Source organism: Candidatus Pantoea symbiotica, from assembly GCF_056491525.1.
The window spans coordinates 320,333-347,329 of the sequence record NZ_JBSZHR010000002.1 but is presented as its reverse complement, the minus strand read 5'-3'; the positions used below and the strand labels follow the sequence as shown (position 1 = coordinate 347,329).

Annotated in this window: 24 protein-coding genes; 14 read left to right on the top strand and 10 right to left on the bottom strand. The window is 55.8% G+C overall.

Annotated elements, in window-relative coordinates:
- Positions 1-3 precede the first annotated feature (3 nt).
- Positions 4-735 carry a gluconate 2-dehydrogenase subunit 3 family protein gene (locus ACXIZX_RS02210; protein ID WP_008104229.1) on the bottom strand — a complete coding sequence of 244 codons (732 nt, stop codon included), beginning with the start codon at positions 733-735 and terminating at the stop codon, positions 4-6.
- A 532-nt stretch (positions 736-1,267) separates the two neighbouring features.
- On the opposite strand from ACXIZX_RS02210, the gene ACXIZX_RS02205 reads away from it, so the two are divergent.
- From ACXIZX_RS02205 to ACXIZX_RS02195, 3 genes are all read left to right on the top strand, one after another.
- The gene (locus ACXIZX_RS02205) at positions 1,268-2,836 is read left to right on the top strand and encodes an ABC transporter substrate-binding protein (protein ID WP_479403525.1); all 1,569 of its coding nucleotides are present in this window, start codon (positions 1,268-1,270) and stop codon (positions 2,834-2,836) included.
- 241 nt (positions 2,837-3,077) lie between these two features.
- Positions 3,078-4,580, top strand: a complete 1,503-nt coding sequence (locus ACXIZX_RS02200) for a helicase HerA-like C-terminal domain-containing protein (RefSeq protein ID WP_179451911.1) — start codon at positions 3,078-3,080, stop codon at positions 4,578-4,580.
- A 57-nt stretch (positions 4,581-4,637) separates the two neighbouring features.
- Positions 4,638-5,915, top strand: coding sequence for a DUF445 domain-containing protein (locus tag ACXIZX_RS02195; RefSeq protein ID WP_479403524.1), 1,278 nt, complete (start codon positions 4,638-4,640; stop codon positions 5,913-5,915).
- 32 nt (positions 5,916-5,947) lie between these two features.
- Here the strand turns inward: ACXIZX_RS02195 and lptG are convergent, their stop codons facing one another.
- The gene (gene lptG, locus ACXIZX_RS02190) at positions 5,948-7,024 is read right to left on the bottom strand and encodes an LPS export ABC transporter permease LptG (protein ID WP_008104239.1); all 1,077 of its coding nucleotides are present in this window, start codon (positions 7,022-7,024) and stop codon (positions 5,948-5,950) included.
- Positions 7,024-8,124: an LPS export ABC transporter permease LptF gene (lptF, locus tag ACXIZX_RS02185; RefSeq protein ID WP_036648360.1), complete on the bottom strand. Its 1,101-nt coding sequence runs from the start codon at positions 8,122-8,124 to the stop codon at positions 7,024-7,026. Before lptF ends, lptG begins: the two co-directional genes overlap by 1 nt.
- Before the next feature lie 269 nt (positions 8,125-8,393).
- Between lptF and pepA the strand changes: the two genes are divergently transcribed.
- The 4 genes from pepA to ACXIZX_RS02165 all read left to right on the top strand — a co-directional run bounded on the left by pepA (position 8,394) and on the right by ACXIZX_RS02165 (position 13,941).
- Entirely contained in the window at positions 8,394-9,905 is a 1,512-nt protein-coding gene (gene pepA / locus ACXIZX_RS02180; protein ID WP_008104244.1) for a leucyl aminopeptidase, read from the top strand.
- A gap of 146 nt (positions 9,906-10,051) precedes the next feature.
- On the top strand, positions 10,052-10,513 hold the full coding sequence (locus ACXIZX_RS02175) for a DNA polymerase III subunit chi (RefSeq protein ID WP_008104246.1): 462 nt from the start codon (positions 10,052-10,054) through the stop codon (positions 10,511-10,513).
- A gap of 2 nt (positions 10,514-10,515) precedes the next feature.
- Positions 10,516-13,371 carry a valine--tRNA ligase gene (locus ACXIZX_RS02170; protein WP_154154416.1) on the top strand — a complete coding sequence of 952 codons (2,856 nt, stop codon included), beginning with the start codon at positions 10,516-10,518 and terminating at the stop codon, positions 13,369-13,371.
- A 66-nt stretch (positions 13,372-13,437) separates the two neighbouring features.
- Positions 13,438-13,941: a GNAT family N-acetyltransferase gene (locus tag ACXIZX_RS02165; protein WP_154181801.1), complete on the top strand. Its 504-nt coding sequence runs from the start codon at positions 13,438-13,440 to the stop codon at positions 13,939-13,941.
- 64 nt (positions 13,942-14,005) lie between these two features.
- On the opposite strand, the gene miaE is transcribed toward ACXIZX_RS02165, so the two are convergent.
- Together miaE and rraB are read right to left on the bottom strand one after the other, a co-directional pair.
- Positions 14,006-14,776 carry a tRNA isopentenyl-2-thiomethyl-A-37 hydroxylase MiaE gene (gene miaE / locus ACXIZX_RS02160; protein ID WP_479403523.1) on the bottom strand — a complete coding sequence of 257 codons (771 nt, stop codon included), beginning with the start codon at positions 14,774-14,776 and terminating at the stop codon, positions 14,006-14,008.
- 58 nt (positions 14,777-14,834) lie between these two features.
- Positions 14,835-15,257 (bottom strand): ribonuclease E inhibitor RraB, encoded by a 423-nt coding sequence (gene rraB / locus ACXIZX_RS02155; RefSeq protein ID WP_008104254.1) that lies wholly within the window; start codon positions 15,255-15,257, stop codon positions 14,835-14,837.
- 162 nt (positions 15,258-15,419) lie between these two features.
- Between rraB and argF the strand changes: the two genes are divergently transcribed.
- The 4 genes from argF to ridA all read left to right on the top strand — a co-directional run bounded on the left by argF (position 15,420) and on the right by ridA (position 18,547).
- On the top strand, positions 15,420-16,427 hold the full coding sequence (gene argF / locus ACXIZX_RS02150; RefSeq protein WP_479403522.1) for an ornithine carbamoyltransferase: 1,008 nt from the start codon (positions 15,420-15,422) through the stop codon (positions 16,425-16,427).
- Positions 16,428-16,670: 243 nt separating this feature from the next.
- Positions 16,671-17,606, top strand: coding sequence for an aspartate carbamoyltransferase (gene pyrB, locus ACXIZX_RS02145; RefSeq protein WP_008104258.1), 936 nt, complete (start codon positions 16,671-16,673; stop codon positions 17,604-17,606).
- An 11-nt stretch (positions 17,607-17,617) separates the two neighbouring features.
- On the top strand, positions 17,618-18,082 hold the full coding sequence (pyrI, locus tag ACXIZX_RS02140; RefSeq protein ID WP_007886734.1) for an aspartate carbamoyltransferase regulatory subunit: 465 nt from the start codon (positions 17,618-17,620) through the stop codon (positions 18,080-18,082).
- A 78-nt stretch (positions 18,083-18,160) separates the two neighbouring features.
- Positions 18,161-18,547: a 2-iminobutanoate/2-iminopropanoate deaminase gene (gene ridA / locus ACXIZX_RS02135; RefSeq protein WP_061718232.1), complete on the top strand. Its 387-nt coding sequence runs from the start codon at positions 18,161-18,163 to the stop codon at positions 18,545-18,547.
- Positions 18,548-18,614: 67 nt separating this feature from the next.
- Here the strand turns inward: ridA and ACXIZX_RS02130 are convergent, their stop codons facing one another.
- Positions 18,615-20,999: a beta-N-acetylhexosaminidase gene (locus ACXIZX_RS02130; RefSeq protein ID WP_479403521.1), complete on the bottom strand. Its 2,385-nt coding sequence runs from the start codon at positions 20,997-20,999 to the stop codon at positions 18,615-18,617.
- 416 nt (positions 21,000-21,415) lie between these two features.
- Between ACXIZX_RS02130 and nrdD the strand changes: the two genes are divergently transcribed.
- Both nrdD and nrdG read left to right on the top strand, forming a co-directional pair.
- Positions 21,416-23,554: an anaerobic ribonucleoside-triphosphate reductase gene (gene nrdD / locus ACXIZX_RS02125; RefSeq protein ID WP_479403520.1), complete on the top strand. Its 2,139-nt coding sequence runs from the start codon at positions 21,416-21,418 to the stop codon at positions 23,552-23,554.
- Positions 23,551-24,117, top strand: a complete 567-nt coding sequence (nrdG, locus tag ACXIZX_RS02120; protein ID WP_179451906.1) for an anaerobic ribonucleoside-triphosphate reductase-activating protein — start codon at positions 23,551-23,553, stop codon at positions 24,115-24,117. Before nrdD ends, nrdG begins: the two co-directional genes overlap by 4 nt.
- On the opposite strand, the gene ACXIZX_RS02115 is transcribed toward nrdG, so the two are convergent.
- Positions 24,010-25,044, bottom strand: coding sequence for a permease (locus ACXIZX_RS02115; protein ID WP_479403519.1), 1,035 nt, complete (start codon positions 25,042-25,044; stop codon positions 24,010-24,012). The two genes, nrdG and ACXIZX_RS02115, sit on opposite strands and share 108 nt — an antisense overlap.
- 140 nt (positions 25,045-25,184) lie before the next feature.
- Entirely contained in the window at positions 25,185-25,616 is a 432-nt protein-coding gene (locus ACXIZX_RS02110; protein WP_479403518.1) for a YhbP family protein, read from the bottom strand.
- A gap of 80 nt (positions 25,617-25,696) precedes the next feature.
- Here ACXIZX_RS02110 and ACXIZX_RS02105 point away from each other — a divergent pair, with 80 nt between their 5' ends.
- Entirely contained in the window at positions 25,697-25,984 is a 288-nt protein-coding gene (locus ACXIZX_RS02105) for a GIY-YIG nuclease family protein (protein WP_061718453.1), read from the top strand.
- On the opposite strand, the gene ACXIZX_RS02100 is transcribed toward ACXIZX_RS02105, so the two are convergent.
- Positions 25,968-26,474, bottom strand: coding sequence for a GNAT family N-acetyltransferase (locus ACXIZX_RS02100; protein ID WP_061718238.1), 507 nt, complete (start codon positions 26,472-26,474; stop codon positions 25,968-25,970). The genes ACXIZX_RS02105 and ACXIZX_RS02100 overlap by 17 nt on opposite strands.
- Positions 26,468-26,992, bottom strand: a complete 525-nt coding sequence (gene ubiT / locus ACXIZX_RS02095) for a ubiquinone anaerobic biosynthesis accessory factor UbiT (protein ID WP_036648365.1) — start codon at positions 26,990-26,992, stop codon at positions 26,468-26,470. Before ubiT ends, ACXIZX_RS02100 begins: the two co-directional genes overlap by 7 nt.
- Positions 26,993-26,997 lie beyond the last annotated feature (5 nt).

Genomic DNA, 26,997 nt, shown 5'->3' with positions numbered 1-26,997 from the left:
TGCTTACGCGCTTTCACCCAAGAGGCTGACCGGTCCCAGCGGGTACGGCACGTTGTGCTGCTTCACCCATTCGGTAAAGCTGGCGCGTGCGCCCGGGAAGCCGATGGCAATCCAGGCTTTCATGCCTTTGTTGCCGCCGTACATCGGGTCAGCGAGGTAGCCGTGTTTGGTATCTGCAAGCAGTTGGCCGAAGAACTGCGAGGCTTTCAGGTTCTCTTCGCCCAGCGCGGCGAAGTCGATACCGTCGTTTTTGTTCACTTTGGTGAGGACGGCATCTTTCTCTTCCAGTGACAGCTCATGGAACGGTTTCTGGAAGTTGCTTTGCGTCCATTGATTCACCAGCTTGATACCGGTTTGGTACATCTGCTGTGGCGTGAACGGGATTTGATAACCCATGGTGGCAGGCGCATGCACGTTGAAAGGACCTTGCATGTAGATCTCTGCCCCGAACTCCGGGCTGTGCAACTGCTGATCGATAAAGATCGGTACGTTGGTTTCCAGTGCACCTGGCGCTTTACCTTTGCCGCCGGCGGGGATCAGACGATCGGCTGCGGCCAGAATAAATTGCCACTCATCGGCACTGAAAAAGATCGGTTTATAGTCGGCGAGCTCAGGTGCTGCCATTTCCGCAGCTTGCGCCGCAGTCAATCCCTTAAATACCAGGTCACTTAATGGCAAAGCCAGAAGCGACCCAAGTAAAAACTTACGTCTGGTGGTCGGTTTATTTAGAAGCATGGCGCGACGACTCTCACTTGCTAAGAAAGATAATTATTTTTGTTAATAGCTTTATAAATCGGTAAATAACCTGGCAATCTTAGGGATATAGGTATTTCTGAATGTAAAAATTCAATTAAGGATGTGTTTTGATGAAATTCAATCATCATGTTGAATTTAGGTTAAGGCTTGGTAAAAGGCTTTCGAGGCGAAAAACACGGTTTTAACCGTACATTTGATGGGATATTGGCACTAATCAGTGGGCATTTGACCAGGTATTATCGCGAAAGGAAATAATCGCAAAGATGAATCAATGAAAAAAAATCATACTTCCATACCAGAGAATTATTCTCATTTATAACATCTTATTTACTTTATTGACCAGCAGATGAACGATCTATTTCGTGGAAATGACAAGTCGCGCACAAAATAAACGTAATAATACCTCAAGGTAATCAATTGTTATTTTCCGGCACAGCTCAGAACAAACCGGCATTTTGCCAACGCGACGGCAGAGATAGAGTGAATTTATCTATCACTCAGGACAATAATAATGCGCTCACTGATTTTGCTCGTCGCTTTATGGGGCAGCAGCTTTGCACTGCACGCCGCCACACCGAAAGATACCCTTGTCGTCGCCGTCCCGCTCGACGGCATTATTAGCTTCGATCCCGCTGAAAGCTTCGAAACCGTTAGTAACAGCGTACAGCGCAACATCTATCAAACGTTAGTGGAGGCGGATCGTAATGATCCACAAAAACTGGCACCGCTGCTGGCCACCAGTTGGCAACAAGGCAGCACGCCGCACAGCTTAGTGTTCAACATCCAACCCGATGCACACTTCTCCAGCGGCAATCCGGTGACGGCGCAGGATGTGATCTTCTCACTGACGCGTGCGGTGCAACTGAACAAAGCGCCCTCTTTTATCCTCGCCGAATTTGGCTGGACCAGGGAAAACATCGCCAGCCAGTTTAAAGTGCTGAATGACCATCAGTTGGAGATTCAGTGGCCGGCGCAGATTGGTCAGAACCTGGCGCTGCGTCTGCTGACGGCGCCGGTTGCCTCGGTGGTAGATAGCAAAACCGTGCAGCAACACGTCGCCAATAACGATCTCGGCAACGGCTGGCTGCATACCCATTCCGCCGGCAGCGGCGCCTTTACCATTCAGCAATATGTACCGCAGCAAGCGCTGGTGCTGAGCGCTAACCAACAAGCTAATCCGCAGCCGAAGCTGAAACGCATTCTGCTGAAAGGCGTGGCGGATGCCGGTGCGCGTCGTTTGCTGATTCAGCAAGGCGATGTCGATGTGGCGTACCAGCTCGGCCCGGACCAGATTGATGCGCTGAAGAGCGACAAAAACCTGCGCATTGAAGCCTTCCCATCCAGCCTGGTTTACTACCTCGGTTTCAATACCAAAGACAAAGCGCAACCGGCATTAGGCAACCCGGCGCTGTGGCAAGCCGCGCGCTGGCTAGTGGATTACAATTCCATCTCGAAGGATTTGTTGAAAGGTCAGTACCGCATTCATCAGAGCTTCCTGCCGCAGGGCTTTGACGGCGCGCTGGACGATCAACCGTTCCACTACGATGTGGCGAAAGCCAAAGAGATTTTAGCCAAAGGTGGCATCAAGCCGGGGACGAAGTTTGCGCTGACGGTGATCAATCAGCCGCCCTACATTGACGTAGCACAGGCGCTGCAGGCCAGCTTCGCCAAAGCTGATGTGCAGATTGAGTTGCAGCCGGTGGCGGAATCCGAGTTGTGGAGCAAAATGCGCGGTCGCGATTTCCAGTCGATCTTCATCTATTGGGGCGCGGACTATGTCGATCCAAACACCAACGCCAGCGCCTTTGCGTATAACGTGCCGGGCGGTTCCAAAACTCTGGCGTGGCGCGTCGGCTGGGATATTCCGGATCTGAGTGCGAAAACCCGTGCTGCAGCCGGTGAAAGCGATGCGGTAAAACGTCGCGCGCTGTATACCGAGTTGCAAAAAACCGTGCAGCAGAATTCGCCGTTCGTAGTGATGCTGCAAGGTGCGCAGCAGGTGGCAGTGCGTAATAACGTGAATCACGTGCAGCAAGGAATCGGCGTGAGTTTGCTGTTTTTTGATACGGTGCAGAAGTAATTTAGAGCGTGCTCGCATCCCCCCTCCTCGGTCCTCCCCCATGAATGGGGGAGGAAGATGCTGCAAAATGTGAGTTTGGAAGCTGCATGTGGCAGCGTCTCCTTCCCCCGTTTACGGGGGAAGGCCGGGATGGGGGACAGCAGGCACATAATTCCGCCTTTTTCGACACAATCCTCCTCCCTCCTCACGCGCCGCTTGCTATCCTTTCTGGCATAACCTATTGCCTGAGAGCGAAAAAATCATGACCACTCCGTTACTGATTGCCCAAACGCCTGACGTTCAACTGCATCTTCTCTCCAACATGGCCAACCGCCACGGTTTGATCACCGGCGCCACCGGCACCGGCAAAACCGTCACGCTGCAAAAGCTGGCGGAATCCTTCTCCGATATCGGCGTGCCGGTGTTTATGGCCGATGTGAAAGGCGATCTCACCGGCATTTCCGCCGCGGGTGAAGGTTCGGAGAAGCTGCTGGCGCGTCTGGCAAAGATTGGCGTTACCGACTGGCAGGCGCAGAAAAATCCGGTGATGGTGTGGGATATTTTTGGTCAGCAAGGCCATCCGGTGCGCGCCACGGTATCCGATCTCGGCCCGCTGCTGCTGGCGCGTCTGCTCAACCTCAACGAGGTGCAATCGGGCGTGCTGCAAATCATCTTCCGCATCGCCGACGATCAGGGCTTGTTGCTGCTGGATTTCAAAGATCTGCGCGCAATGACGCAGTACATCGGCGACAACGCCAAAGCCTTCCAGACGCAATATGGCAACATCAACAGCGCATCCGTTGGGGCGATTCAGCGCGGATTGCTGGCGCTGGAGCAGCAAGGCGCCGAGCACTTCTTTGGCGAGCCGATGCTGGATATCCGCGACTGGATGCGCTGCGACAGCAACGGCAAAGGCTTTATCAACATCCTCTCGGCGGAAAAGCTCTATCAAATGCCGAAACTCTACGCCACCAGCCTGCTGTGGCTGCTGGCCGAGCTGTATGAGCACTTGCCCGAAGCTGGCGATCTTGATAAGCCGAAAATGGTGTTCTTTTTCGACGAAGCGCATCTGCTGTTTACCGACGCGCCGCCGGTGCTGCTGGAGAAAGTGGAGCAGGTGATTCGCCTGATCCGCTCGAAAGGCGTTGGCGTCTATTTCGTTACGCAAAATCCCGCCGATATTCCCGACAACGTGCTGGGCCAGCTCGGCAACCGCGTGCAGCACGCGCTGCGCGCCTTTACGCCGAAAGATCAGAAAGCGGTAAAAAGCGCCGCCGAAACCATGCGCGCCAATCCGGCGTTTGATACCGTCGAGGCGATTCAGGCGCTCGGCACTGGCGAAGCACTGATCTCCTTCCTCGATGAAAAAGGCAGTCCATCGATGGTGCAGCGGGCGATGGTGATTGCGCCCGGCTCGCGCATGGGGCCGGTAAGCCAGGATGAACGTAACGGCCTGATCAACAACTCGCCGCTGTACGGTAAATACGACACCGAAGTGGATCGCGAATCAGCGTTCGAAATGCTGCAAAAAGGCGTGCAGGCCACCACGCAGCAAGCCAATGCGCCGGAAGCCAAAGGCAACAATGTTGCCGTCGATGATGGCATTCTCGGCGGCTTGAAGGACATCTTGTTCGGCAGCACCGGTCCGCGCGGCGGCAAGCGTGACGGCGTGGTGCAGAGCGTGGCGAAAAGTGCCGCGCGTCAGGTCACCAATCAGATCATTCGTGGTGTGCTCGGCAGTTTGTTAGGCGGACGTCGCCGCTAGAAACTCTTTGCGACCCTCTAAAATGGGAGGCATGAATGCCTCCCCTACAAAGGATTTATGGATAAATATCAACAACTCAAACGTAGCAAGCGTCTGGCGCTGTCGCTGCTGCTGATTGCGGCAGCGACTTTTGTGGTAACGCTGTTTTTGCCCCCCAACTTTTGGGTACTCGGGCTGAAGGCGATTGCCGAAGCGGCGATGGTCGGCGCATTAGCCGACTGGTTCGCCGTGGTGGCGCTGTTCCGCCGCGTGCCAGTGCCGTTTATCTCGCGTCATACGGCGATTATTCCGCGCAATAAAGATCGCATTGGCGAGAATCTGGGGCGCTTCGTGCAGGAGAAATTCCTCGATACCGATTCGCTGCTGGCGCTGATTCGCCGCCACGATCCGTCGCAGATGCTGGCGCAGTGGCTGAACACGCCGGGCAACGCCGATCGCATTGGTCGCCATCTGTTGCAGGTGATGCGCGGTTTTCTCGATCTCACCGATGATCAACGCATTCAGCGTTTTCTGCGCCGTGCAGTGCATCGCGCGTTGGATAAGGTCGATCTCACCCAATCCAGCGCGCTGCTGCTGGATAGCCTGACGAAAAATAATCGTCATCAGGAGCTGCTGGATGCGGCAGTACAACAGCTGCTGCGCTTGCTGCACAAGCCCGGTACGCGCGAGTTTATCGCCGCGCAGATTGTGCGCTGGCTGAAGCGCGAGCATCCGATTAAAGCCAAAATGTTGCCGACCGAATGGCTTGGCGAGCACAGCGCCGATTTGGTGGCGAATGCGGTGGATTCGATACTCGATCAGGTGGCGCTCGATCAGGGACATGAGTTACGTCTCGGCTTTGACCGCGCGGTGCAGCGCCTGATTGAGCGACTGAAAAGCGATCCCGAGATGGCGGAACGCGCCGAAACCATCAAGAGCTGGCTGAAGGAAGATGAGTCGTTCAATCGCTATATTGGCGAGCTGTGGCAGGATTTACGTGGCTGGCTGAAAGACGACCTGAACAGCGAGGATTCGCGGGTGCAGGAGCGCGTCCGGCTGGCCGCGCTGTGGCTGGGCGAAACTCTGGCGGCCGACGAAGCGCTGCGCGCTTCTATGAATCAGCATCTCGAAGACGCTGCACGTAGCGTGGCGCCGGAGTTTGCTGCCTTCCTGACGCGCCACATTAGCGATACGGTGAAAAGCTGGGATGCGCGCGATATGTCACAGCAAATTGAGCTGAATATTGGTCGCGACCTGCAGTTTATCCGCATTAACGGCACGCTGGTTGGCGGGACAATTGGGCTGATTTTGTATTTGTTGTCGCAGGTGCCGGGGTTGATCGAGCAGTTGCATTAAAAAGGTCGCCATAAATGGCGACCCTACAAGGCTTATCGGCGTTTCATCAGCAGGAACAAGCTGATGGCGAAGAACGCGCCGCTTGGCAAAATCGCGCCCAGAATCGGCGGCAAACCGTACACCAGACTCAGCGGACCAAAGATCTGGTCCAGCACGTAGAACAGGAAGCCAAAGCTAATCCCCGTCACCACGCGCACGCCCATTGATACGCTACGCAGCGGGCCAAAGATAAACGACAGCGCCATCAGCATCATCACCGCCACTGACAGCGGCTGGAAGATTTTGCTCCACATATTCAGCTGGTAGCGTCCTGAAACCTGACCGCTCTGCTTGAGGTATTTGCTGTAGTTATACAGGCCAGTGATCGACAGCGCGTCCGGATCCAGCGCCACCACGCCAAGCTTATCGGGCGTAAGGTTGGTTTTCCATTCGCCGCTCAGCGTTTGCGAGCCGGTAATCTGTTTCGCATCTTGCAGATCCGATTCATCGACCTGCGACAGCGCCCACAGCTTTTTATCCGCATTCCAGGTAGCACTCGCCGCATAGCGAACACTCAGCAAACGGCGTTGATCGCTGAACTTGTAGATGCTGACGCCATCAATTTCGTTATCACCTTTGATGCGCTCGATGTAGATGAAGTCGTTGCCGTCCTTCGCCCACAGACCGTTTTGCGTCGAGACCAGCGAGCCACCGTAAAGCTGCTGTGCGCGGTAGTTACGCGCCATCTGTTCGCCCTGCGGCGCAACAAACTCGCCCACCGCCATGGTTAACAGCACCAGCGGAATCGCCGTTTTCATCACCGCCAGCGCCACCTGCATGCGGGTGAAGCCCGATGCCTGCATCACCACCAGTTCGCTACGCTGCGCCAGCGTGCCCAAACCCAGCAATGCGCCCAGCAGCGCCGCCATCGGGAAGAAGATTTCGATATCTTTCGGCACGCTGAGCAGCGTGTAGTAACCGGCGTCCAGCGCGGTATATGCGCCCTGCCCGGTTTTACGCAGCTGATCAACGAACTTGATAATGCCCGACAGCGACACCAGCATGAACAGCGTCAGCATGATGGTGTTGAAGATGGTTTTGCCGATATAGCGGTCAAGAACCTTAAACATCAGACCGATCCTCCACGGCTAAAGCGCGCACGGATGCGACGCATCGGCACGGTATCCCACAGGTTCAGCAGCACCGCCAGCGCCAGATAGGAGAAGTTCACCACCCACATCCAGATGGCCGGATCGAAGCGGCCTTTCGCGGCGTTGGAACGCAGCGAACTCTGCAGCAAGAAGAAGATCAGGTACAGCAGCATGGCAGGCAGCATCGACAGCACGCGGCCCTGACGCGGGTTCACCACGCTGAGCGGCACTACCATCAACGCCATAATCAGCACCGCAAACACCAGCGTTAAGCGCCAGTGCAGCTCAGCCTGGAACTGCGGGGTTTTGTTCTGGAACAGCGTGCTGATATCCGCCTGATCGGCATCGTTCGGATCGAGCGTGGCTTCTTTGTAGCCCACCAGCGCCTGATAATTCACAAAGTCGGTGATGCGGAAGTCACGCAGCATCGCCGTGCCTTCAAAACGCGTGCCTTTATCCAGCGTTACCACTTGCGAGCCATCTTTATGCTGCTCCATGTGACCGCTATCAGCCAGCACCACCGATGGACGCGCATTGCCTTTCGGACGCAACTGCGCCAGGAACACGTTACCGAAATGGTTGCCCTTCACATTTTCAACAAACAGCACCGCATTACCGTCGCTGGAGGTCTGGAACTGTCCAGCTGCCAGCGCCGCCGCGCCTGGGTTCGCTTTGGCGTTTTGCGTCACTTCCTGCTGATAACGTGAGGACCATGGCCCTAACCAAATGACGTTGACCGCCGCCACAATCGATGTGAACAGCATCAGAATCATCGCGGCTTTGATCAGCACACTTTTCCCCAGGCCGCAGGCATGCATCACCGTGATTTCACTTTCGGTGTACAGCCGCCCAAGGGTCATTAAAATCGCCAGAAACAGGCTTAGGGGCAGGATAAGTTGTGCCATTTCAGGCACGCCAAGTCCTAACAATGTCAGAACTAAGTTTGTTGGAATTTCGCCATCCACCGCAGCTCCCAAAATCCGCACTAACTTCTGGCAAAAGAAGATAAGTAGCAGGATGAAGAGGATAGCCAGCTGGCTTTTGAGCGTTTCCCGAACCAGATATCTAATGATGATCACGCTTAGTACGCCTGTGATAACTTGTCTTTTTGCAGGAAAATCGCTAGTTTCAACGCTTATCAGCCATTTTTCTTCATCAATGGCCGTCATCGTAGCTAAAATAGTATGACGAACGCGTTAGCGTGGTGAAAAAACAACATACTTGTCACCACAACTCATTATGACTACCGGCGTTGAATTGTCATGGCGTCGTAACGAATTAATGAGTTACGAGCGCGCTACATTCTAACGACAGCTTAGGCCGTTGTCTTTAAGATTCAGGAGAGTGCATGGAGTTCAGTGTAAAAAGCGGTAGCCCGGAAAAACAGCGTAGCGCCTGCATTGTTGTTGGCGTTTTCGAACCGCGCCGTTTGTCACCCATTGCTGAGCAGCTGGATAAAATCAGCGATGGCTACATCAGCGCCCTGCTGCGCCGCGGTGAACTGGAAGGAAAAGTGGGCCAAACGCTGCTGCTGCACCATGTGCCGAATATCCTCTCCGAACGCATCCTGCTGATCGGCTGCGGTAAAGAGCGCGAGCTGGATGAGCGCCAGTACAAGCAGGTGATTCAGAAAACAATCAATACCTTGAATGACACCGGCTCGATGGAAGCGGTGTGCTTCCTGACTGAACTGCACGTGAAAGGTCGCAATACTTACTGGAAAGTGCGTCAGGCGGTCGAAACCTCGAAAGAAGCGCTCTACAACTTTGATCAGCTGAAAAGCAACAAAGTCGAGCCGCGCCGTCCGCTGCGTAAACTGGTGTTCAACGTGCCGACCCGCCGTGAACTCACCAGCGGCGAACGTGCTATTCAGCACGGTTTGGCTGTGGCTGCCGGTGTGAAAGCCGCAAAAGACCTCAGCAATATGCCGCCAAATATTTGTAACGCCGCGTATCTGGCGTCGCAGGCGCGTCAGCTGGCGGATGCGTACAGCAAAAATGTAACTACCCGCGTTATCGGCGAACAGCAGATGAAAGAATTGGGAATGAACGCCTATTTGGCGGTCGGTGCCGGTTCCCACAATGAATCGCTGATGTCGGTGATTGAGTACAAAGGCAATAACGATCCCGAAGCACGTCCAATCGTATTGGTCGGCAAAGGGTTAACCTTCGATTCCGGCGGTATCTCGATCAAACCCGCCGAAGCGATGGATGAGATGAAGTACGACATGTGCGGCGCGGCGTCGGTGTACGGCGTGATGCGCATGGTGGCGGAACTGAATCTGCCGCTGAACGTGGTGGGCGTGCTGGTGGGCTGTGAAAACATGCCAGATGGCAAATCGATGCGTCCGGGCGACGTGTTGACCACCATGTCAGGCCAGACTGTTGAAGTGCTGAATACCGATGCCGAAGGCCGTCTGGTGCTGTGCGATGCGCTGACCTACGTTGAACGCTTCGAGCCAGAAGTGGTGATTGACGTCGCCACGCTGACCGGCGCCTGCGTGATTGCGTTGGGTCATCATGTCAGCGGTTTGATGTCGAACCACAATCCGCTGGCGCACGAGCTGATTAGCGCGTCTGAGCAGTCCGGCGACCGCGCCTGGCGTCTGCCGATGGCGGATGAGTATCAGGAGCAGCTGGAATCCAATTTTGCTGATATGGCGAACATTGGCGGCCGTCCTGGCGGTGCGATTACTGCGGCCTGTTTCCTCGCGCGCTTTGCGCGTAAGTTTAACTGGGCCCACCTGGATATCGCCGGTACCGCATGGCGTTCCGGTAAAGCCAAAGGCGCAACCGGTCGTCCGGTACCGCTGCTGTCGCAGTTCCTGCTGAATCGCGCAGGGTTGAACGGCGACGATTAAGTTGTCGCAATGCGGTCATTGAAACGGTGCGCATGAATGCGCACCTTACTCCGTAGGGTCGCCATTTATGGCGACCTTATTGTTGGACGCACGAAACCCGATGACGCACAATGCGCCCCACTGTCATTTATGGAAATGAGTCCGCCATGAAAAACGCCACTTTCTATGTGATGGAGTCTGAGAGCGCCAGCGACGGCCTAACCGCCATCGAAGCATTGGTGTGCTCTCTTGCCGAAACACGCTGGCGTGACGGCAAACGCATCCTGATTGCCTGCGAAAACGAAGAACAAGCCAATCGGCTGGATGAAGCGCTCTGGCAGCTTCCGGCCAACGCCTTTGTGCCGCATAACCTCGCCGGTGAAGGCCCGCGCTACGGCGCACCGGTTGAGCTGGCCTGGCCACAGCGTCGCGGCAGTTCACCGCGCGATCTACTGATCAGCCTTCTGCCACAGTTCGCAGATTTTGCTACTGGTTTCCATGAAGTGATAGACTTCGTTCCTTATGAAGAATCCCTAAAACAACTGGCGCGCGATCGCTACAAAGCCTATCGCAGCGTTGGTTTCCAATTGAATACGGCGACGCCACCCTCGCCGCAAACGACAGTGTAGAAATGGAAAAGACATATAACCCGCAAGATATCGAGCAGCCGCTCTACGAGCACTGGGAACAGCAGGGCTACTTTAAACCGAATGGCGATACCAGCCAGGAAAGCTTTTGCATCATGATCCCGCCGCCGAACGTCACCGGCAGCTTGCATATGGGTCACGCTTTCCAGCAGACCATCATGGATACCATGATTCGCTACCAGCGCATGCAGGGTAAAAATACCTTGTGGCAGGCCGGTACCGATCACGCCGGTATCGCTACGCAGATGGTGGTAGAACGCAAAATCGCCGCTGAAGAGGGCAAAACGCGCCAGGATTATGGCCGCGATGCGTTCATCGACAAAATCTGGCAGTGGAAAGCGGAATCCGGCGGCACCATTACGCGCCAGATGCGTCGTCTCGGTAACTCGGTTGACTGGGAGCGCGAGCGCTTCACTATGGATGAAGGTCTGTCCAACGCGGTGCGCGAAGTGTTTGTCCGCCTGTACAAAGAGAACCTGATTTACCGTGGCAAGCGCCTGGTGAACTGGGATCCAAAACTGCGTACCGCCATCTCCGATCTGGAAGTGGAAAACCGTGAGAGCAAAGGCTCGATGTGGCACATCCGCTATCCGCTGGCTGATGGCGTGAAAACCGCGGAAGGCAAAGATTATCTGGTGGTGGCGACCACGCGTCCGGAAACCCTGCTGGGCGATACCGGAGTGGCAGTTAACCCGGAAGATCCACGCTACAAAGATCTCATCGGCAAAGAGCTGATCCTGCCGCTGGTGAACCGTCGCATTCCGATCGTTGGCGATGAACACGCTGACATGGAAAAAGGCACCGGCTGCGTGAAGATCACGCCTGCGCATGACTTCAACGACTACGAAGTGGGTCGTCGTCATAAGCTGCCGATGATCAACATTCTGACCTTTGATGGCGACATCCGCGAGCGCGCGGAAGTGTTCGACACCAATGGTGAAGTCAGCGACGAGTGCGCCGACGATATCCCGGCACAGTTCCAGAAGATGGAGCGTTTCGCCGCGCGTAAAGCGATTGTTGCTGCCGTTGATGAGATCGGCCTGCTGGAAGAGATCAAACCGCACGACCTGACCGTGCCTTACGGCGATCGCGGCGGCGTGGTGATCGAGCCAATGCTGACCGACCAATGGTATGTGCGCACCGCACCGCTGGCGAAAGTCGCGGTGGAAGCGGTAGAAAACGGCGACATCCAGTTCGTGCCGAAGCAGTACGAAAACATGTACTTCTCATGGATGCGCGACATTCAGGATTGGTGTATTTCACGTCAGCTGTGGTGGGGACATCGCATCCCAGCATGGTACGACAACGACGGCAACGTCTACGTTGGCCGCACCGAAGACGAAGTGCGTCAGGAGAACAATCTGGCCGCCGACGTGGCGCTGCGCCAGGACGACGACGTGCTGGATACCTGGTTCTCGTCCGGTCTGTGGACCTTCTCGACGCTGGGCTGGCCAGAGAACACCGAAGCGCTGCGTACCTTCCACCCAACCAGCGTGTTGGTGAGCGGCTTCGACATCATCTTCTTCTGGATTGCGCGCATGATCATGCTGACCATGCACTTCATCAAAGATGAAAACGGCAAACCGCAGGTGCCGTTCAAAACTGTCTACATGACCGGTTTGATCCGTGATGAAGAAGGCCAGAAGATGTCCAAGTCGAAAGGCAACGTCATCGATCCACTGGATATGATTGACGGTATTTCGCTGGAAGATCTGCTGGAGAAGCGTACCGGCAACATGATGCAGCCGCAGCTGGCTGAGAAGATCCGCAAACGTACCGAGAAGCAATTCCCGGACGGCATCGTGCCTTCAGGTACCGATGCGCTGCGCTTTACCCTCGCCGCGCTGGCGTCTACCGGTCGTGATATCAACTGGGATATGAAGCGCCTCGAAGGTTACCGCAACTTCTGTAACAAGCTGTGGAACGCCAGCCGCTTCGTGCTGATGAATACCGAAGAGCAGGATTGCGGCCAAAACGGCGGCGAAATGAAGCTGTCTCTGGCGGATCGCTGGATCCTGAGCGAATTCAACCGCAGCGTGAAAGCCTATCGTGAAGCGCTGGATAGCTATCGCTTTGATATCGCGGCCAACATTCTGTACGACTTCACCTGGAACCAGTTCTGTGACTGGTATCTGGAACTGACCAAGCCGGTGATGACCAGCGGTAGCGAAGCGGAACTGCGCGGTACGCGTAATACGCTGGTCACCGTGCTGGAAGCGCTGCTGCGTCTGGCGCATCCAATCATTCCTTACATCACCGAAACCATCTGGCAGCGTGTGAAAGGCCTGAAAAACATCGACCACGATACCATCATGCTGCAGCCGTTCCCGCAGTATGAAGCGGCGAAAGAGGATGCCGAGGCGCAGGCCGATATCGAGTGGATGAAGCAGGCGATCGTCGCGGTGCGTAATATCCGTGCTGAGATGAACATCGCACCAAGCAAGCCGCTCGACGTGCTGCTGCGTGACTGCTCTGCCGCCGCTCAGCGTCGCGTAGAAGAGAACCGCACCTTCCTGTCGCGTCTGGCGCGCCTGGAAAGCCTGACCATTCTGCCTGCTGGCGAGAAAGGTCCGGTTTCGGTCACCAAGATTGTTGAAGGCGCTGAGTTGCTGATCCCGATGGCGGATCTGGTCAACAAAGAAGCCGAGCTGGAGCGTCTGGCGAAAGAGCTGGTGAAACTTGATGTCGAAATCGAGAAGATCCAGACCAAGCTGGCGAACGAAGGCTTTGTGTCACGTGCGCCGGAAGCGGTTGTCGCGAAAGAGCGTGAGCGCGTGGCTGAGCTTGAGCAATCAAAAGCAAAACTGTTTGAACAGCAGGGCGTGATTGCGGCATTGTAAGCGCTTCAGTCCAACTGCTTAATCGAAGCCGGGCACTGCCCGGCTTTTTTATACCGGAAGATAATGATGACCACCGACGCCTCCATCAATTTAAAGGTGCGCCCCATTACCGCTGCTGATAACTCGCTGATCGCGCAGGTGATCCGTGATGTGTCAGCTGAATTTGGCCTGACGGCGGACAAAGGCTACACCGTGTCCGATCCCCATCTCGATCGCCTGTTCGAACTCTACAGCGAAGCCAATAGCGCCTACTGGATTGTGGAACATGATGGTGTGGTGGTGGGCGGCGGCGGCGTTGCTCCGCTGGCGTGTAGCGCGCCGGATATCTGCGAGCTGCAGAAGATGTATTTCCTGCCGCAGGTGCGCGGTTTAGGCCTGGCGCGCGATCTGGCGCTGCGCGCAATGGAATTTGCCCGTCAGCAGGGTTTTCAGCGCTGCTATCTGGAAACCACCGGCAGTTTGACGCGTGCGATTAAGCTGTATGAGTCGTTGGGGTTTGAGCTGATTGATAACGCGATGGGTTGTACCGGGCATGTGGATTGCGAAGTGCGGATGTTGAAGGTGTTGTGATGATTGAGGTCGCCATGAATGGCGACCCTACGGTTTAGTCGCCGGTTTTTTGTAGGGTGCGCATTCATGCGCACCAAACTGCCGGCACCCCACTATGAAAGCGTAACTCGCCATCCGGTTCGCTGATTAAGCGCGCTTCTGTTTCACCAAACACCTGCACGCGCGGCGCAATGTCCTTCGGCGAAATCTGCTGTGCCAGCTTCAGGTAATCCTGATAGTGACGCGCTTCCGAGCGCAGCAGCGAAATATAGAACTTCTCCAGCTGCTCATCCAGATACGGCGCCAGGCTGGCGAAACGCTCGCAGGAACGCGCTTCGATGTACGCCCCGCAAATCAGCTTATCCACCAGCGCTTCCGGCTCGTAAGTGCGAATTTCGCGAATCAGCCCTTTGGCATAGCGGCTGGCGGTGATTTTGCGATACGGCAAACCGCGCGACTGCATGATCTCCCACACCTGATAGAAGTGATGCAATTCCTCTTTCACCAGCAGCACCATCATCTCCACCAGATCGTCGGCCCAAGGCAGTTCGTTGCGCACGATAATGCTTTTGGTCAGATTCTTGTGGGCATTGATGAAGTTACTGTCCTGCTCATCGCGATAGATAAAATCTTCATACGGCTTGAGCCACGCCAGAATGGCATCACCACTCGGCTTATCCGCCACGTATTTACGGATGATAAACACCGCAGTTTGCGCGGCTTTCAATTCGCAAACCATGTGATCGGTGAGCAGCAACGTCAGATTTTCCGGCTTGCGCGCTTCATCAATCCACGCTTGTGGCGTGCGGCAATGCAGGAATTGATAGATCGGTTCTAATAGCGGAGCGTAATTCATGGGCAGTCTTTGTCTTACGGGGAGAGGTTTCAGGGCGGCGAGCGCCGCCCATTAATGCTTAGTGACGCACACCGTTGTCTTCTTCGTCGTCGATGAACTCGCCATCGTCGTCTTCATCTTCGGCATCAGGATCTTCAAAGTAGGTGCCCCAACCGTCGTAATCGACGTTGTAGCTGCCCGCCAGATTCACCAACTGCTCAACCTGCGCATCAATCAACTCAGGCTTCAACGCGCCTTCGCTCAGGATATCCACACACATCACGGTGGTGCCGTCTTCCAGTTCCAGCTCTTCTGGCTCGCTGACTTCGTAGCCCAGTTTGAAGGCATCAACCGCGACCTTCTCCAGCGAGTCAAAGTTGTTGCAGGAGAGATGATGTTCGATAGTGTAAAGCGCATCTGGATCGCTGCCGTCTTCCAGCAACTCTTCAATGATCAGTCGCGTCTCTTCGCGCTGTTCTTCCAGCAATGCTTCATATGCCATGGGTGTGTCCTCAAATATTCGGCTGAATACAATTATTTTCCCACACTGCCTCGCGCGCCACTACACAAAACAACAAGTTTCTTAACGCTGGGGTTGAAAATGCATATTCATACGGTTAGATTGAATTTTAATTCATTTTAATGTGGGCACCCGGAGCGCTGTATGAGTCAGCTACATCAAAGACATTTCCTGAGATTGCTGGATTTCACCCCAGCCGAAATCGATTCTCTGCTGAGTCTGGCAGGTGAATTAAAACACGCAAAGAAAAATGCCAGCGAAACGCAGTACCTGAAAGGCAAAAACATCGCGCTCATCTTCGAAAAAGACTCGACTCGCACCCGATGCTCTTTCGAAGTTGCCGCTTACGATCAGGGCGCTAACGTTACCTATCTCGGCTCAAGTGGCAGCCAAATCGGCCATAAAGAGTCAATGAAAGACACCGCGCGCGTGCTGGGACGCATGTATGACGGTATTCAATATCGCGGCTACGGCCAGGAACTGGTGGAAACCTTGGCAGAATTCGCTGGCGTGCCGGTATGGAATGGCCTGACCACCGAATTCCACCCCACGCAACTGCTGGCCGATCTGCTGACGATGCAGGAACATTTGCCGGGTAAAGCGCTGAATGAAATGACGCTGGTTTACGTTGGCGATGCGCGTAACAACATGGGTAACAGCATGCTGGAAGCCGCTGCACTGGTCGGCCTGGATCTGCGTCTGGTGGCACCAAAAGGCTGCTGGCCGGAAGCGGAACTGGTCGAGCAATGCCGCGTGGCCGCGCAGCAAACCGGTGGCAAAATCACCCTGACCGAAGATATCGCCGAAGGCGTGCAAGGTGCCGACTTCATCTACACTGATGTGTGGGTGTCGATGGGCGAAGCCAAATCGGTGTGGGAAGATCGCATCGCTCTGCTGCGTCCTTATCAGGTGAACAGCGCGATGCTGGCACTGACCGGCAATACGCAGGTGAAGTTCCTGCACTGCTTGCCTGCCTTTCATGACGACAAAACCACGCTGGGCCGGCAAATGGCCGAGCAGTACGGTTTGCAGGATGGCATGGAAGTGAGTAATGAGGTGTTTGAATCTGCGCACAGCATCGTGTTCGATCAGGCTGAAAACCGCATGCACACCATTAAAGCGGTGATGGTGGCGACACTCGGCAAGCTATGATTGGTCGCGCCGCAAACGTTTACCTCGTGCGCGATATTTGCTTGATGCAAATCAGTGAATGCGTATAATGCGGCCCAATTTGCCGGAGGAAACATGCAACAGCGCAGCGCACAATTTGACGCTCAACGACGCCTGACAGCGGGCGGCGCATCTGTTTCTTTCCGTCATCAATCGATCGTAAAAAAAGCCCCTTAAGCAGGGGCTTTTTTTTGTCCGCAATCCGGCAGCGCAGAGGAGAACGCTATGGCCAACCCGCTATATCGCAAGCACATTATTTCCATTAACGATCTCAACCGCGACGAACTGGAGCTGGTGCTGCATACCGCCGCCCAGTTGAAAGCCAATCCCCAACCGGAGCTGCTGAAACACAACGTGATCGCCAGCTGCTTCTTTGAAGCTTCAACGCGCACGCGCTTGTCGTTTGAAACCGCGATGCATCGTCTCGGCGCGTCGGTGGTGGGCTTCGCCGACGGCAGCAACACCTCGCTCGGCAAGAAAGGAGAAACCCTCGCCGATACCATTTCGGTGATTGGTACTTACGTCGATGCCATCGTGATGCGTCATCCGCAGGAAGGCGCGGCGCGTCTGGCGACGGAATTCTCCGGCGGCATTCCGATTCTCAACGCGGGTGACGGTGCCAACCAGCATCCGACGCAAACGCTGCTCGATCTCTTTACCATCCGCGAAACGCAAAATCGCCTCGATAACCTGAATGTGGCAATGGTCGGCGACCTGAAATATGGCCGCACCGTGCATTCACTGACGCAGGCGCTGGCGAAGTTTGATGGCAACCGCTTCTTCTTTATCGCGCCGGATGCGCTGGCGATGCCGTCGTACATCACAGATATGCTGGATGAGCAGAACATTGCCTGGTCGCGCCACGACACCATCGAAGAAGTGATGCCAGAACTCGACATTCTGTATATGACGCGCGTGCAGAAAGAGCGCCTCGATCCGTCGGAATATGCCAACGTCAAAGCACAGTTCATCCTGCGCGCCGCCGATTTAGCCGGTGCGCGCGACAACATGAAAGTGCTGCATCCGCTGCCGCGTATCGACGAGATCACCACCGACGTGGATAGCACGCCGCACGCCTGGTATTTCCAGCAGGCTGGAAATGGCATCTTCGCTCGCCAGGCACTGCTGGCGCTGGTACTGAATCGCGAACTGGCACTGTAAGGAGCAAAGCGATGACACACGATAATAAATTGCAGGTTGAAGCCATTAAACGCGGCACGGTGATTGACCATATCCCGGCGCAGGTCGGCTTTAAGTTACTGTCGCTGTTTCGTCTGACCGAAACCGATCAGCGCATCACCATCGGCCTCAACTTGCCATCGGGCGAGATGGGCCGCAAAGATCTGATCAAAATCGAAAACACTTTTCTGACCGACGATCAGATCAATCAGCTGGCGGTGTATGCGCCGCTTGCCACGGTGAACCGCATTGACGAATACGAAGTGGTGGCGAAGATCGCCCCAACCTTGCCGGATCGTATTGACCGCGTGCTGACCTGTCCGAACAGCAACTGCATCAGCCGCAACGAGCCGGTGTTCACCAGCTTTGCGGTGAAAAAGCGCGAAGATGATGTACATCTGAAGTGCAAATATTGCGAGAAAGAGTTCGCGCGCCACGTGGTGCTCGGTCACTGGTAATCGCCTGCGTCGTCCCTATAATGGGACGATTCATTTCGCGGCGGACATCGGTCGGCCGCGCACTTTCAAGGAGAAACAATGTCTCGCGAAATCAGTACTTCAAACGCACCCGCAGCGATTGGCCCCTACGTGCAGGGCGTGGATCTCGGCAGTATGATCATCACTTCAGGCCAGATCCCGGTTGATCCGGCTACCGGCGCTGTTGCCGATGATGTTTCTGCACAGGCACGTCAGTCACTGGAAAATGTGAAGGCGATTGTCGAAGCCGCAGGCCTGAAAGTGGGCGATATCGTGAAAACCACCGTGTTTGTGAAGGATCTGAATGACTTCGCCACGGTGAACGCAACTTACGAAGCGTTCTTCACCGAGCACAACGCCAGCTTCCCAGCGCGTTCTTGCGTGGAAGTGGCGCGTCTGCCGAAAGATGTGAAGATTGAGATTGAGGCGATTGCGGTTCGTCGTTGATTGATCGCGGTGCGCATAAATGCGCACCCTACGCTTTTCGTAGGGTCGCCATTAATGGCGACCTCTGTTATTTAAACGATCGCAGTAACTTCTCCAGCGGCCGCACTAGCGCCAGCACAGTTTCATCCTGCACCTGCGCTGCCGCATCCAGTTGCGTATGCATCTGCGCCACTTCGCCTGCGCCATACGCCTGATTACGCTCCATCGCGTTGACCAAATCCAGCCCCATCCGGCTCAGTTCTGTCACTTGCTGCACCTGCTGCTGCAGCGGCTTGAGCTGATAGCTACCCAGAATCAGCGGCATCACCGCATCGCTGTTGTTCTGCCAGCGCTGCAGCTGCTGACGGATGGCATGCGCCGCCGCGTGATCGGCGCGATTGGCGATCAAGCGATCAACCTGCTTATCCAGCAAACGCACCGCGTTACTCTCGGCAGGCAACACATCCGCCAAACGATTGAGCGGTTCAAAATAGTCGTAATGTCCCGCCTGGAATTTCAGATGCTGGCGCGTGTAGTACTGCGCCGGTTCCAGCACTTCGGCCAATATACGTAACGGCGTGATGTCGCTGCTGTTCGCCAGTCGCATCATCTGCACTTCAGCCTGCTGATGCTGCTGCAAACCGACTGAAATGGTGCCCCAGCGATCCACCGCGCTCAGGCGTTGATACATGTTATCGCTGTCGGTGACATCCTTTGCCGACCATAACCGCTCAGCCACCACAAAAGCGCGCGGCCACAGGCGCGTATCAATCACCCGGCTATTGACGTTCTCCGCCCACAGCGCCGCTTCGCCGCCAATCAGGTTGTTTTGCATCTGCTCCGGCGTCGGCAATGATGGCGCAATGCCGGTTGGCACTTGCGCCAGCTTGCTGCCTTCCGTGGGATAACGTACGTTGCCCACCAGCATATAACCGGTCAGCTTGTCTTGCGTCAGCGTCACCATCGGCTGGAACGGCCCCATCCACGTATCGACGCTGAAGGTCAGCTGCGTTGGCGACAGCCAGCGGATATCGCTGACCATGCGACGTGCTTTGCCGCTGAAATCGATAAAGCCGCGCCAGCCGTTTTTCCCCTCAATCAGCGTAAAGCTGCCTTTTAGCGCGATGCCTTTAAGACGCGGCATGGTGAATTGCCAGCTCTGCGTCTGCTCACCGGCTTGCACCTGATCCGCGCCGTTAAGCCCTTGCGGCCAGGGTTCATTGCGATAGTGATAGGCGGCGGTTTGCGGCTGATCGAGATAGAAACCGGTGGAGAGAATGCCGCGGAAGTCGTTTTTCGCCACGGTGCCCAACGCATCCTGTCCTTGCCACGATTGAATCAGAATGCTTTTTGGCAGATCAGGATGGTAAACCTCATCCCAACCGATCATGCGGCGCTGATGCGCTTCGAGGATTTTCTCAACGCGCTGGTTAAACCAGGCTTGCAGCGCATGCGTATCCTTCAGGCCGTGATCGCGCATAAATTGCTGAATATGCGTGGAATCATTCCACTGGCTTGGATCGACCTCATCGCCACCAATGTGAATGTAGGGATCGGGGAAGATCGCCGTTACTTCGCCCATTAAGGTGTCGATAAAGCGAAACACCGCGTCGTTGCTGGGATCGAGCAGCGGCTTAAACACGCCCCAGCCGCGCTCCATCTGATACGGGCCCGGCGCGCTCATCAGCTCCGGCATCGCCACCGCGATCGCTGAGGCATGACCGGGCAGATCGATTTCCGGTAACACGCGCACGCCGCGCTGCGTGGCATAGTGCACCACATCACGCATCTGCTGCTGCGTGTAGTACAAGCCGTCGCTGGCTTTTTCCTGCAGCTGCGGATAGTGGCTGGAGGCAAAACGCCAACCTTGGTCGTCGGTTAAGTGCCAGTGAAACACGTTCATACGCGCAGCGGCGATGCCGTCGATTTGCCGCTTCACGGTTTCAATCGGCAGGAAGTGGCGTGCCGAATCAATCAGCACACCGCGCCACGGAAAGCGCGGTTTATCGTCAATGGTGACGTAGGGAATTTCGGTGCCTTTTTCGGTGTTTTCAATCAGCTGCAGCACGGTTTCCATGCCGCGCATCGCACCAAAGCGCGTATTGGCTTTCAGAAACACGCCGTCGCTGTTAACCAGCAGATGATAACTTTCGTCGCTGTCCGGCTGGGGAATCGGATCAACCGCCTGCGCGATTTGCACTTGAATGCTGGGATGATCGCTGGATGCGCTGGCTGGCAGCAGCGGCCAGCCGGTTTGCCGCGCAATGCGCGCGCGCCAGCGCGATTCAGCACCTTCCAGATGATCGCCCGAGATATGCAACGTGAGCTGCGGTGTTAACGCATACGCCCCGCCGCCGCTCGGCTGCACCACGCTTTGTGGCCACGGCATCAGCGGTAAATCTCCGGCGGGCGCGGCTAAGGCGGAAAAAGTCATGGATAAACAACAGGCAAGCAAAGTTCTCTGCAATGGCATCTGGGCATCCTTGTAAATGAAACAGCGGACCAAAATGGGCAAAAGGCCCATTAAACCTGTTTCGCTTTGCAAAGCAAGTGGCCGTAGACTGAAATCAAGGCAGGTTAAAACTTTTGTATTTTAACCAGAGTAACCATTGCGTAATGCCGCTCAGTTAAACATTAATTTGCATATGCATGCAGGTGCGCATGAATGCGCACCCTACGAAAATCGCGCCAATCCTTTGTAGGGTCGCCATTTATGGTGACCGAAAGACGCTTAACTGACGAGCATTAGAGTAACCATTGCGCGGCTTTCAATCTTGGTTGTGGCTTCCTTGCTGTAGGTCAAACCGCCTGCGATTAATTAGCGCGCAAACACCATATATAGCGATTACACTCCTTAAAATTATCTACATATAGTTTCATGGAGAAGAAATGGCGACGGTGGTGATTAAGCGTGACGGCTGCAGAGTGCCGTTTGATGCGCAACGGATCGAGGCGGCAGTAAGCGCCGCCGCGCGTGCGGCACAAATCGATGATGCGGCCTGGTGCGGGCAAGTGGCGGCGCAGGTTAGCCAGCAGCTGGCTGAACAGGCCGAAGTGGATATCCGCGACATTCAGTGCGCGGTGGAAGAGACGCTGATGAGCGGACGCTGGCCGCAACTGGCACGCGCCTATATCGAATATCGCCATGACCGCGATCTAGCGCGTGAACAGCGCGGTAAACTGCATCACGCCATTCGCGGTTTGGTGGAGCAAACCAACGCGGCGCTGCTCAACGAAAACGCCAATAAAGACAGCAAAGTGATCCCAACCCAGCGCGACCTGCTGGCCGGTATCGTCGCTAAACATTACGCTCAGCAGCAACTGTTGCCGCGCGATGTGGTGCTGGCACATGAGAGCGGTGACATCCACTATCACGATCTCGACTATTCCCCGTTCTTCCCGATGTTTAACTGCATGCTGATCGATCTGCACGGCATGCTGACTAACGGTTTCAAGATGGGTAATGCCGAGATCGAGCCGCCCAAATCGATCGCTACCGCTACCGCGGTGACCGCACAGATCATCGCGCAAGTTGCCAGCCATATTTACGGCGGCACCACCATCAACCGCATTGATGAAGTGCTGGCGCCGTTCGTCACGCTCAGCCTGGAAAAACACCGCGCGGTGGCGCAACAGTGGCAGATTCCCGATGCCGAAGCCTATGCGCGCGTACGCACCGAAAAAGAGTGCTACGACGCGTTTCAGTCGCTGGAGTATGAAGTGAATACGCTGCACACCGCCAATGGCCAGACGCCGTTTGTCACCTTTGGCTTTGGCCTCGGCACTGACTGGGCGGCGCGGCTGATCCAGCAATCCATTCTGCGCAACCGCATTGCCGGACTGGGTAAAAATCATAAAACGGCGGTGTTCCCAAAACTGGTGTTTGCTATCCGTGAAGGGGTGAATCGTCGGCCTGGCGAAGTTAACTACGATATCAAACAGCTGGCGCTGGAGTGCGCCAGCAAACGCATGTATCCGGATATCCTTAACTACGAAAAAGTGGTGGAAGTCACCGGCTCGTTTAAAACGCCGATGGGCTGCCGCAGCTTCCTTGGCGTCTATGAGGAGAACGGCGAGCAGATTCATGAAGGCCGCAACAATATTGGCGTCATCAGCCTCAATCTGCCGCGTATCGCGCTGCAAGCCAAAGGCGACGAAGTGCAGTTCTGGCGCTTGCTGGATGAACGTCTGGCGCTGGCGAAGCGTGCCTTAATGACGCGTATCGCCCGGCTGGAAAAAACCAAAGCGCGCGTGGCGCCGATTCTATATATGGAAGGTGCCTGCGGCGTGCGCTTGAAGGCAGATGACGAAGTGGGCGCCATTTTCCGCAACGGCCGCGCCTCGATTTCCCTTGGCTACATCGGCCTGCATGAGACGCTGAATGCGCTGAGCGGCAACGAAGTGCATCCGTATGACGCCGAATACCTGCGGGCAAAAGGCGTGGCGATTGTCACGCATCTGCGTAACGCGGTGGATGCCTGGAAAGAGGAAACCGGCTACGGCTTCAGCTTGTACAGCACGCCGAGCGAGAATCTGTGCGACCGCTTCTGTCGTCTCGATGCCGCGGAATTTGGCGTGGTGGCAGGCGTGACCGACAAAGGGTATTACACCAACAGCTTCCATCTCGACGTGGAGAAAAAGGTCAATCCCTACGACAAGATCGACTTTGAAGCGCCCTATCCCGCCATCGCTAACGGCGGATTCATCTGTTACGGCGAATACCCCAACATCCAGCACAACCTCAAAGCGCTTGAAGACGTTTGGGATTACAGCTATCACCGCGTGCCCTATTACGGCACCAATACGCCGATCGATGAGTGCTACGAATGCGGCTTTAGCGGCGAGTTCAGCTGCACCAGCAAAGGGTTCACCTGCCCATGCTGCGGTAATCACGATCCGGCGCGCGTATCGGTAACGCGCCGCGTGTGCGGCTATCTCGGCAGCCCGGATGCGCGTCCGTTTAACGCCGGTAAACAGGAAGAGGTGCAGCGGCGCGTTAAACATCTGGAGACAGGAAAGCTGGGATGATGCGCATCCACGGCTATTATCCGGTCGATATCGTTAACGGGCCCGGCACGCGCTGCACGCTGTTTGTCGCGGGCTGTGAACATCAATGTCGCGGCTGCTATAACCAAAGCACGTGGCGGCTGGATTCCGGCGTGCCTTTTACGCTGGAGATGGAAGAGCAGCTGATCGCCGATCTTAACGATCGGCGCATTCCGCGTCAGGGCTTGTCGCTGAGCGGCGGCGATCCGCTGCATCCGCATAACGTGCCGCATGTGCGCCGCCTGGTGAAACGCGTGCGACGTGAATGTCCGGATAAGGATATCTGGCTGTGGACCGGCTACGAAATGGCGGAACTCAGTGCGGCGCAGCGCGAAGTGGTGGATGAAATTGATGTGCTGATTGACGGGCGTTTTATCGAAGCGGAAAAAGATGCGCGGCTGCTGTGGCGCGGCAGCCGCAATCAGAAGATTTGGTGGTTACGCCAGCCACAAGGCGAGCACGCCGAGCAGCATGCCGCTGCCTGCCACGCCGATCAGCGCGATCCACAGCGCCCGCGCGGGAAAGGCGCGATGCAGCATCAATAACGACGGCACACTCACGGCGGGCAGCGTGACTAACAACGCCAGCGCGGGCGCAACGCCCATGCCCGCCAGCATCATGGTCTGCACAATCGGGATTTCCGCAGCGGTGGGAATCACAAACAGGCAGCCAGCGATCGCCATCAACATCACCCAAAACAACGTATTGCCCACCGCGCCATCCGCGTGCGGGAACAGCCAAACGCGGGCGGCACCGAGCAACAATACCGCGACGATATACAACGGAATGGTGTTGCAGAACAGTCGCCACATCACCCGCAGCCAGCGCGTCAGAAACGGCTGCTCATCGCGAGCCGGGATAACGGGCGCGGCAACGGCCTGATCCGGCACGCTGCGCTGCACCAGCCACGCGATGCCCAATACCATCATCAAACCTGCCACCAGCCGAATCGCCGCAAAATTCCAGCCAAGTACAAAGCCCATAAAAATCAGCGTGGCGGGATTGAGTAGCGGATTCGCCAGCCAAAACGCCATTGCCGCGCCGCTGGAAACCTGCGACTGACGCAAGCCAGCTGTCACCGGCGCTGCACAGCAGCTGCACATCATGCCTGGCAAACCTAATCCAGTGCCCATCAGCGTCGAGCCAAAGCGCGAGCTGCCCATCAGACGCAGCAGCCAGGCACGTGGAATCAGCACCTGCACCAGCGATCCGAGGATGACGCCGAGCACCGCCGCTTTCCACACGGCGAGGAAATAGACCATGGCGTAATCAAGCGCTGCGCGCCACGGTGAGTCCGCCGCATTGGCCAAAATCGATTTACCAATCGAGTGAGTTTCGGCGGCCGTAAAGGCTTTGCCGTAATAAGGCTGCCATTTGACATACCACAGGCCGATCACCACCACGGCGAGGAACAGCAGCGGTTTCCACCAGGCGAAGCGTGTCGCTGGGGCGTGAGAAGAGAGTTGGGTCATCACAGAATTCCGTATTCAACTGAATAACGATGCCGCGTTGGGATACGCGGCGGATAGGCCTTAGTGTTATTCAGGTCATTTCATTCCGCCATGTGGAAATCGCTCAAACTTGATCCGGGGCGGAAATTTACCTCTTGCACCTACATGTCGCTGCGGTGCCAGACAATCTTTTTGCCAAAGCCCAGCGCATTGTCGGTCATCTTCACTTCGTCGAGCATGATTTCCCACAGCGGTGCAGTGACTTTCTTCGCCACCGGAAAACGCTTCTGATAGGCGTGACGCGCCAGCGCCTCCCGCTCTCCGCTTAGAAGCTGAATCACGCCGCGATACTGCACGCCTTTGATCAACAACACGCTTTTCGGCTGGCCATTCACGGTACCCGCCACGCGAGGATTTGCCTGGATTAATGCGCCATGGCGCGTATCCGGCTCGGTCATCAGCCAGAACGCCATGTTTGCGGCATCAAACACATAGAAGCAGTTGGCACACCACAGATCGTCGCCGTGGCTGGCAGATAACGACAGCACATGCTGTTTTTTTAAATAGCGAATCAGATGAGCATGGTCAGACAAAATCGGACTCCGTGCGGCGAATAGCGATGCGGCCTGAAGCGCGCTACACTGCCTGCCAGCTAATTTTCGAGATGAGTATGATGGAACAAGGCTGGCAGCTTTATCTGCTACAAACCGCCGCGGGCATGCTGTATACCGGCATCACCACCGATGTTAACCGTCGCCTGCAACAGCATCAGCTGGGACGCGGCGCGCGTTCGCTACGCGGCAAAGGGCCCTTAACGCTGGTGTTTCATTGCGATGCCGGCGATCGCGCGGCGGCGTCACGCCTTGAGTATCAGGTGAAGCAGCTTAGCCGCGCGCAAAAGCTGCTGCTGGTTGCGCAGCAGCCGCCCTGCTTAGTGGCCTGGTTTAGTCGAAACGATTAAACGGTTCGGCGAATTCGATCAGCCCTTCAGCACCGACAAACGCATCGTCTGCCAGTTTGTACACCTGAAAAGCCGCTTCGCTGCCAAGCCAACGACAGTGCAAACCATGACGTGCCGCCGGTTCAAAGCCGAGTGGATTGTAAAACTCAGGATCGCCCAGCACCACCACGGCGCTGTAGCTGAACTCATTAAGTGAATCCAATCCTTCATACACCAGCTGTTTAGCAAGGCCCTGTTTGCGCACCGATTCATCCACGGCGAGCGGCGCCAACGCTACCCAGTTGCGGTCTTCTCCTTGCAGGGTCACCGGACTGAAAGCGGCATAACCCAGCACCTGACCTTCATCATCCGTGGCAACGACACCAAGAGTCAGCAAGCCATCTTCGCGCAGTTGCTGTATCAGTTCCGCTTCGGCAGCGGTAGCAAAACTGCGCTTTAACAGGCTATCGATGCCTGCTGCATCAACGCCAATTTCAGTACGAATCAACATGAGATCCCCGCGCGCGCCTCAGCGGCCTTCGCGTCCTGTTTCATTCCTGCCTCAATAAAAGCAGCGAGCTGCTGCAATCCCGTGCGTAATGGCGTGGGCATGGCATCCAGTTCAATGGCATCCATTAGGTTTTTCACCTCAAGTCCCAGCTCCGTGTCACCTTCAATCACCAGACGGCGTTGAAAGAACAACATATCGGGATCCGCTTTGCGTGCTGCCACCAGCAACAGATCGTTGGCTTCACCGCGAAACCAGACATCAGCCTCGGTGTCGCGCGAAACGGTCAGGCGCCCTGCTTGCAGGGTGGTGATCCAGCGCAGATTCACATCGGCAACCTCGATCCCCAGATAACGCCCTTCCAGAAAGTCTAACTCACCTTCAGACAAAGCATGACGAAATTGCCAGTTTAGGAGTTGTTGCAGAATAGCTTTTTTTAGCGGGAAAGGGGTAATGGAAACGGGTAAAGCAAGGAATTCTGGGCCTTTTTCCACAATCAGACCGCGTAAGCGCGCAAACATCATCG

What these genes read in the sequence shown, in the direction of transcription:
- ACXIZX_RS02210 (WP_008104229.1), bottom strand. Translation starts at nt 735, where the DNA reads ATGCTTCTAAATAAACCGACCACCAGACGTAAGTTTTTACTTGGGTCG.
- ACXIZX_RS02205 (WP_479403525.1), top strand. Translation starts at nt 1,268, where the DNA reads ATGCGCTCACTGATTTTGCTCGTCGCTTTATGGGGCAGCAGCTTTGCA.
- ACXIZX_RS02200 (WP_179451911.1), top strand. Translation starts at nt 3,078, where the DNA reads ATGACCACTCCGTTACTGATTGCCCAAACGCCTGACGTTCAACTGCAT.
- ACXIZX_RS02195 (WP_479403524.1), top strand. Translation starts at nt 4,638, where the DNA reads ATGGATAAATATCAACAACTCAAACGTAGCAAGCGTCTGGCGCTGTCG.
- lptG (WP_008104239.1), bottom strand. Translation starts at nt 7,024, where the DNA reads ATGTTTAAGGTTCTTGACCGCTATATCGGCAAAACCATCTTCAACACC.
- pepA (WP_008104244.1), top strand. Translation starts at nt 8,394, where the DNA reads ATGGAGTTCAGTGTAAAAAGCGGTAGCCCGGAAAAACAGCGTAGCGCC.
- ACXIZX_RS02175 (WP_008104246.1), top strand. Translation starts at nt 10,052, where the DNA reads ATGAAAAACGCCACTTTCTATGTGATGGAGTCTGAGAGCGCCAGCGAC.
- ACXIZX_RS02170 (WP_154154416.1), top strand. Translation starts at nt 10,516, where the DNA reads ATGGAAAAGACATATAACCCGCAAGATATCGAGCAGCCGCTCTACGAG.
- ACXIZX_RS02165 (WP_154181801.1), top strand. Translation starts at nt 13,438, where the DNA reads ATGACCACCGACGCCTCCATCAATTTAAAGGTGCGCCCCATTACCGCT.
- miaE (WP_479403523.1), bottom strand. Translation starts at nt 14,776, where the DNA reads ATGAATTACGCTCCGCTATTAGAACCGATCTATCAATTCCTGCATTGC.
- rraB (WP_008104254.1), bottom strand. Translation starts at nt 15,257, where the DNA reads ATGGCATATGAAGCATTGCTGGAAGAACAGCGCGAAGAGACGCGACTG.
- argF (WP_479403522.1), top strand. Translation starts at nt 15,420, where the DNA reads ATGAGTCAGCTACATCAAAGACATTTCCTGAGATTGCTGGATTTCACC.
- pyrB (WP_008104258.1), top strand. Translation starts at nt 16,671, where the DNA reads ATGGCCAACCCGCTATATCGCAAGCACATTATTTCCATTAACGATCTC.
- pyrI (WP_007886734.1), top strand. Translation starts at nt 17,618, where the DNA reads ATGACACACGATAATAAATTGCAGGTTGAAGCCATTAAACGCGGCACG.
- ridA (WP_061718232.1), top strand. Translation starts at nt 18,161, where the DNA reads ATGTCTCGCGAAATCAGTACTTCAAACGCACCCGCAGCGATTGGCCCC.
- ACXIZX_RS02130 (WP_479403521.1), bottom strand. Translation starts at nt 20,999, where the DNA reads ATGCCATTGCAGAGAACTTTGCTTGCCTGTTGTTTATCCATGACTTTT.
- nrdD (WP_479403520.1), top strand. Translation starts at nt 21,416, where the DNA reads ATGGCGACGGTGGTGATTAAGCGTGACGGCTGCAGAGTGCCGTTTGAT.
- nrdG (WP_179451906.1), top strand. Translation starts at nt 23,551, where the DNA reads ATGATGCGCATCCACGGCTATTATCCGGTCGATATCGTTAACGGGCCC.
- ACXIZX_RS02115 (WP_479403519.1), bottom strand. Translation starts at nt 25,044, where the DNA reads ATGACCCAACTCTCTTCTCACGCCCCAGCGACACGCTTCGCCTGGTGG.
- ACXIZX_RS02105 (WP_061718453.1), top strand. Translation starts at nt 25,697, where the DNA reads ATGGAACAAGGCTGGCAGCTTTATCTGCTACAAACCGCCGCGGGCATG.
- ACXIZX_RS02100 (WP_061718238.1), bottom strand. Translation starts at nt 26,474, where the DNA reads ATGTTGATTCGTACTGAAATTGGCGTTGATGCAGCAGGCATCGATAGC.
- ubiT (WP_036648365.1), bottom strand. Translation starts at nt 26,992, where the DNA reads ATGTTTGCGCGCTTACGCGGTCTGATTGTGGAAAAAGGCCCAGAATTC.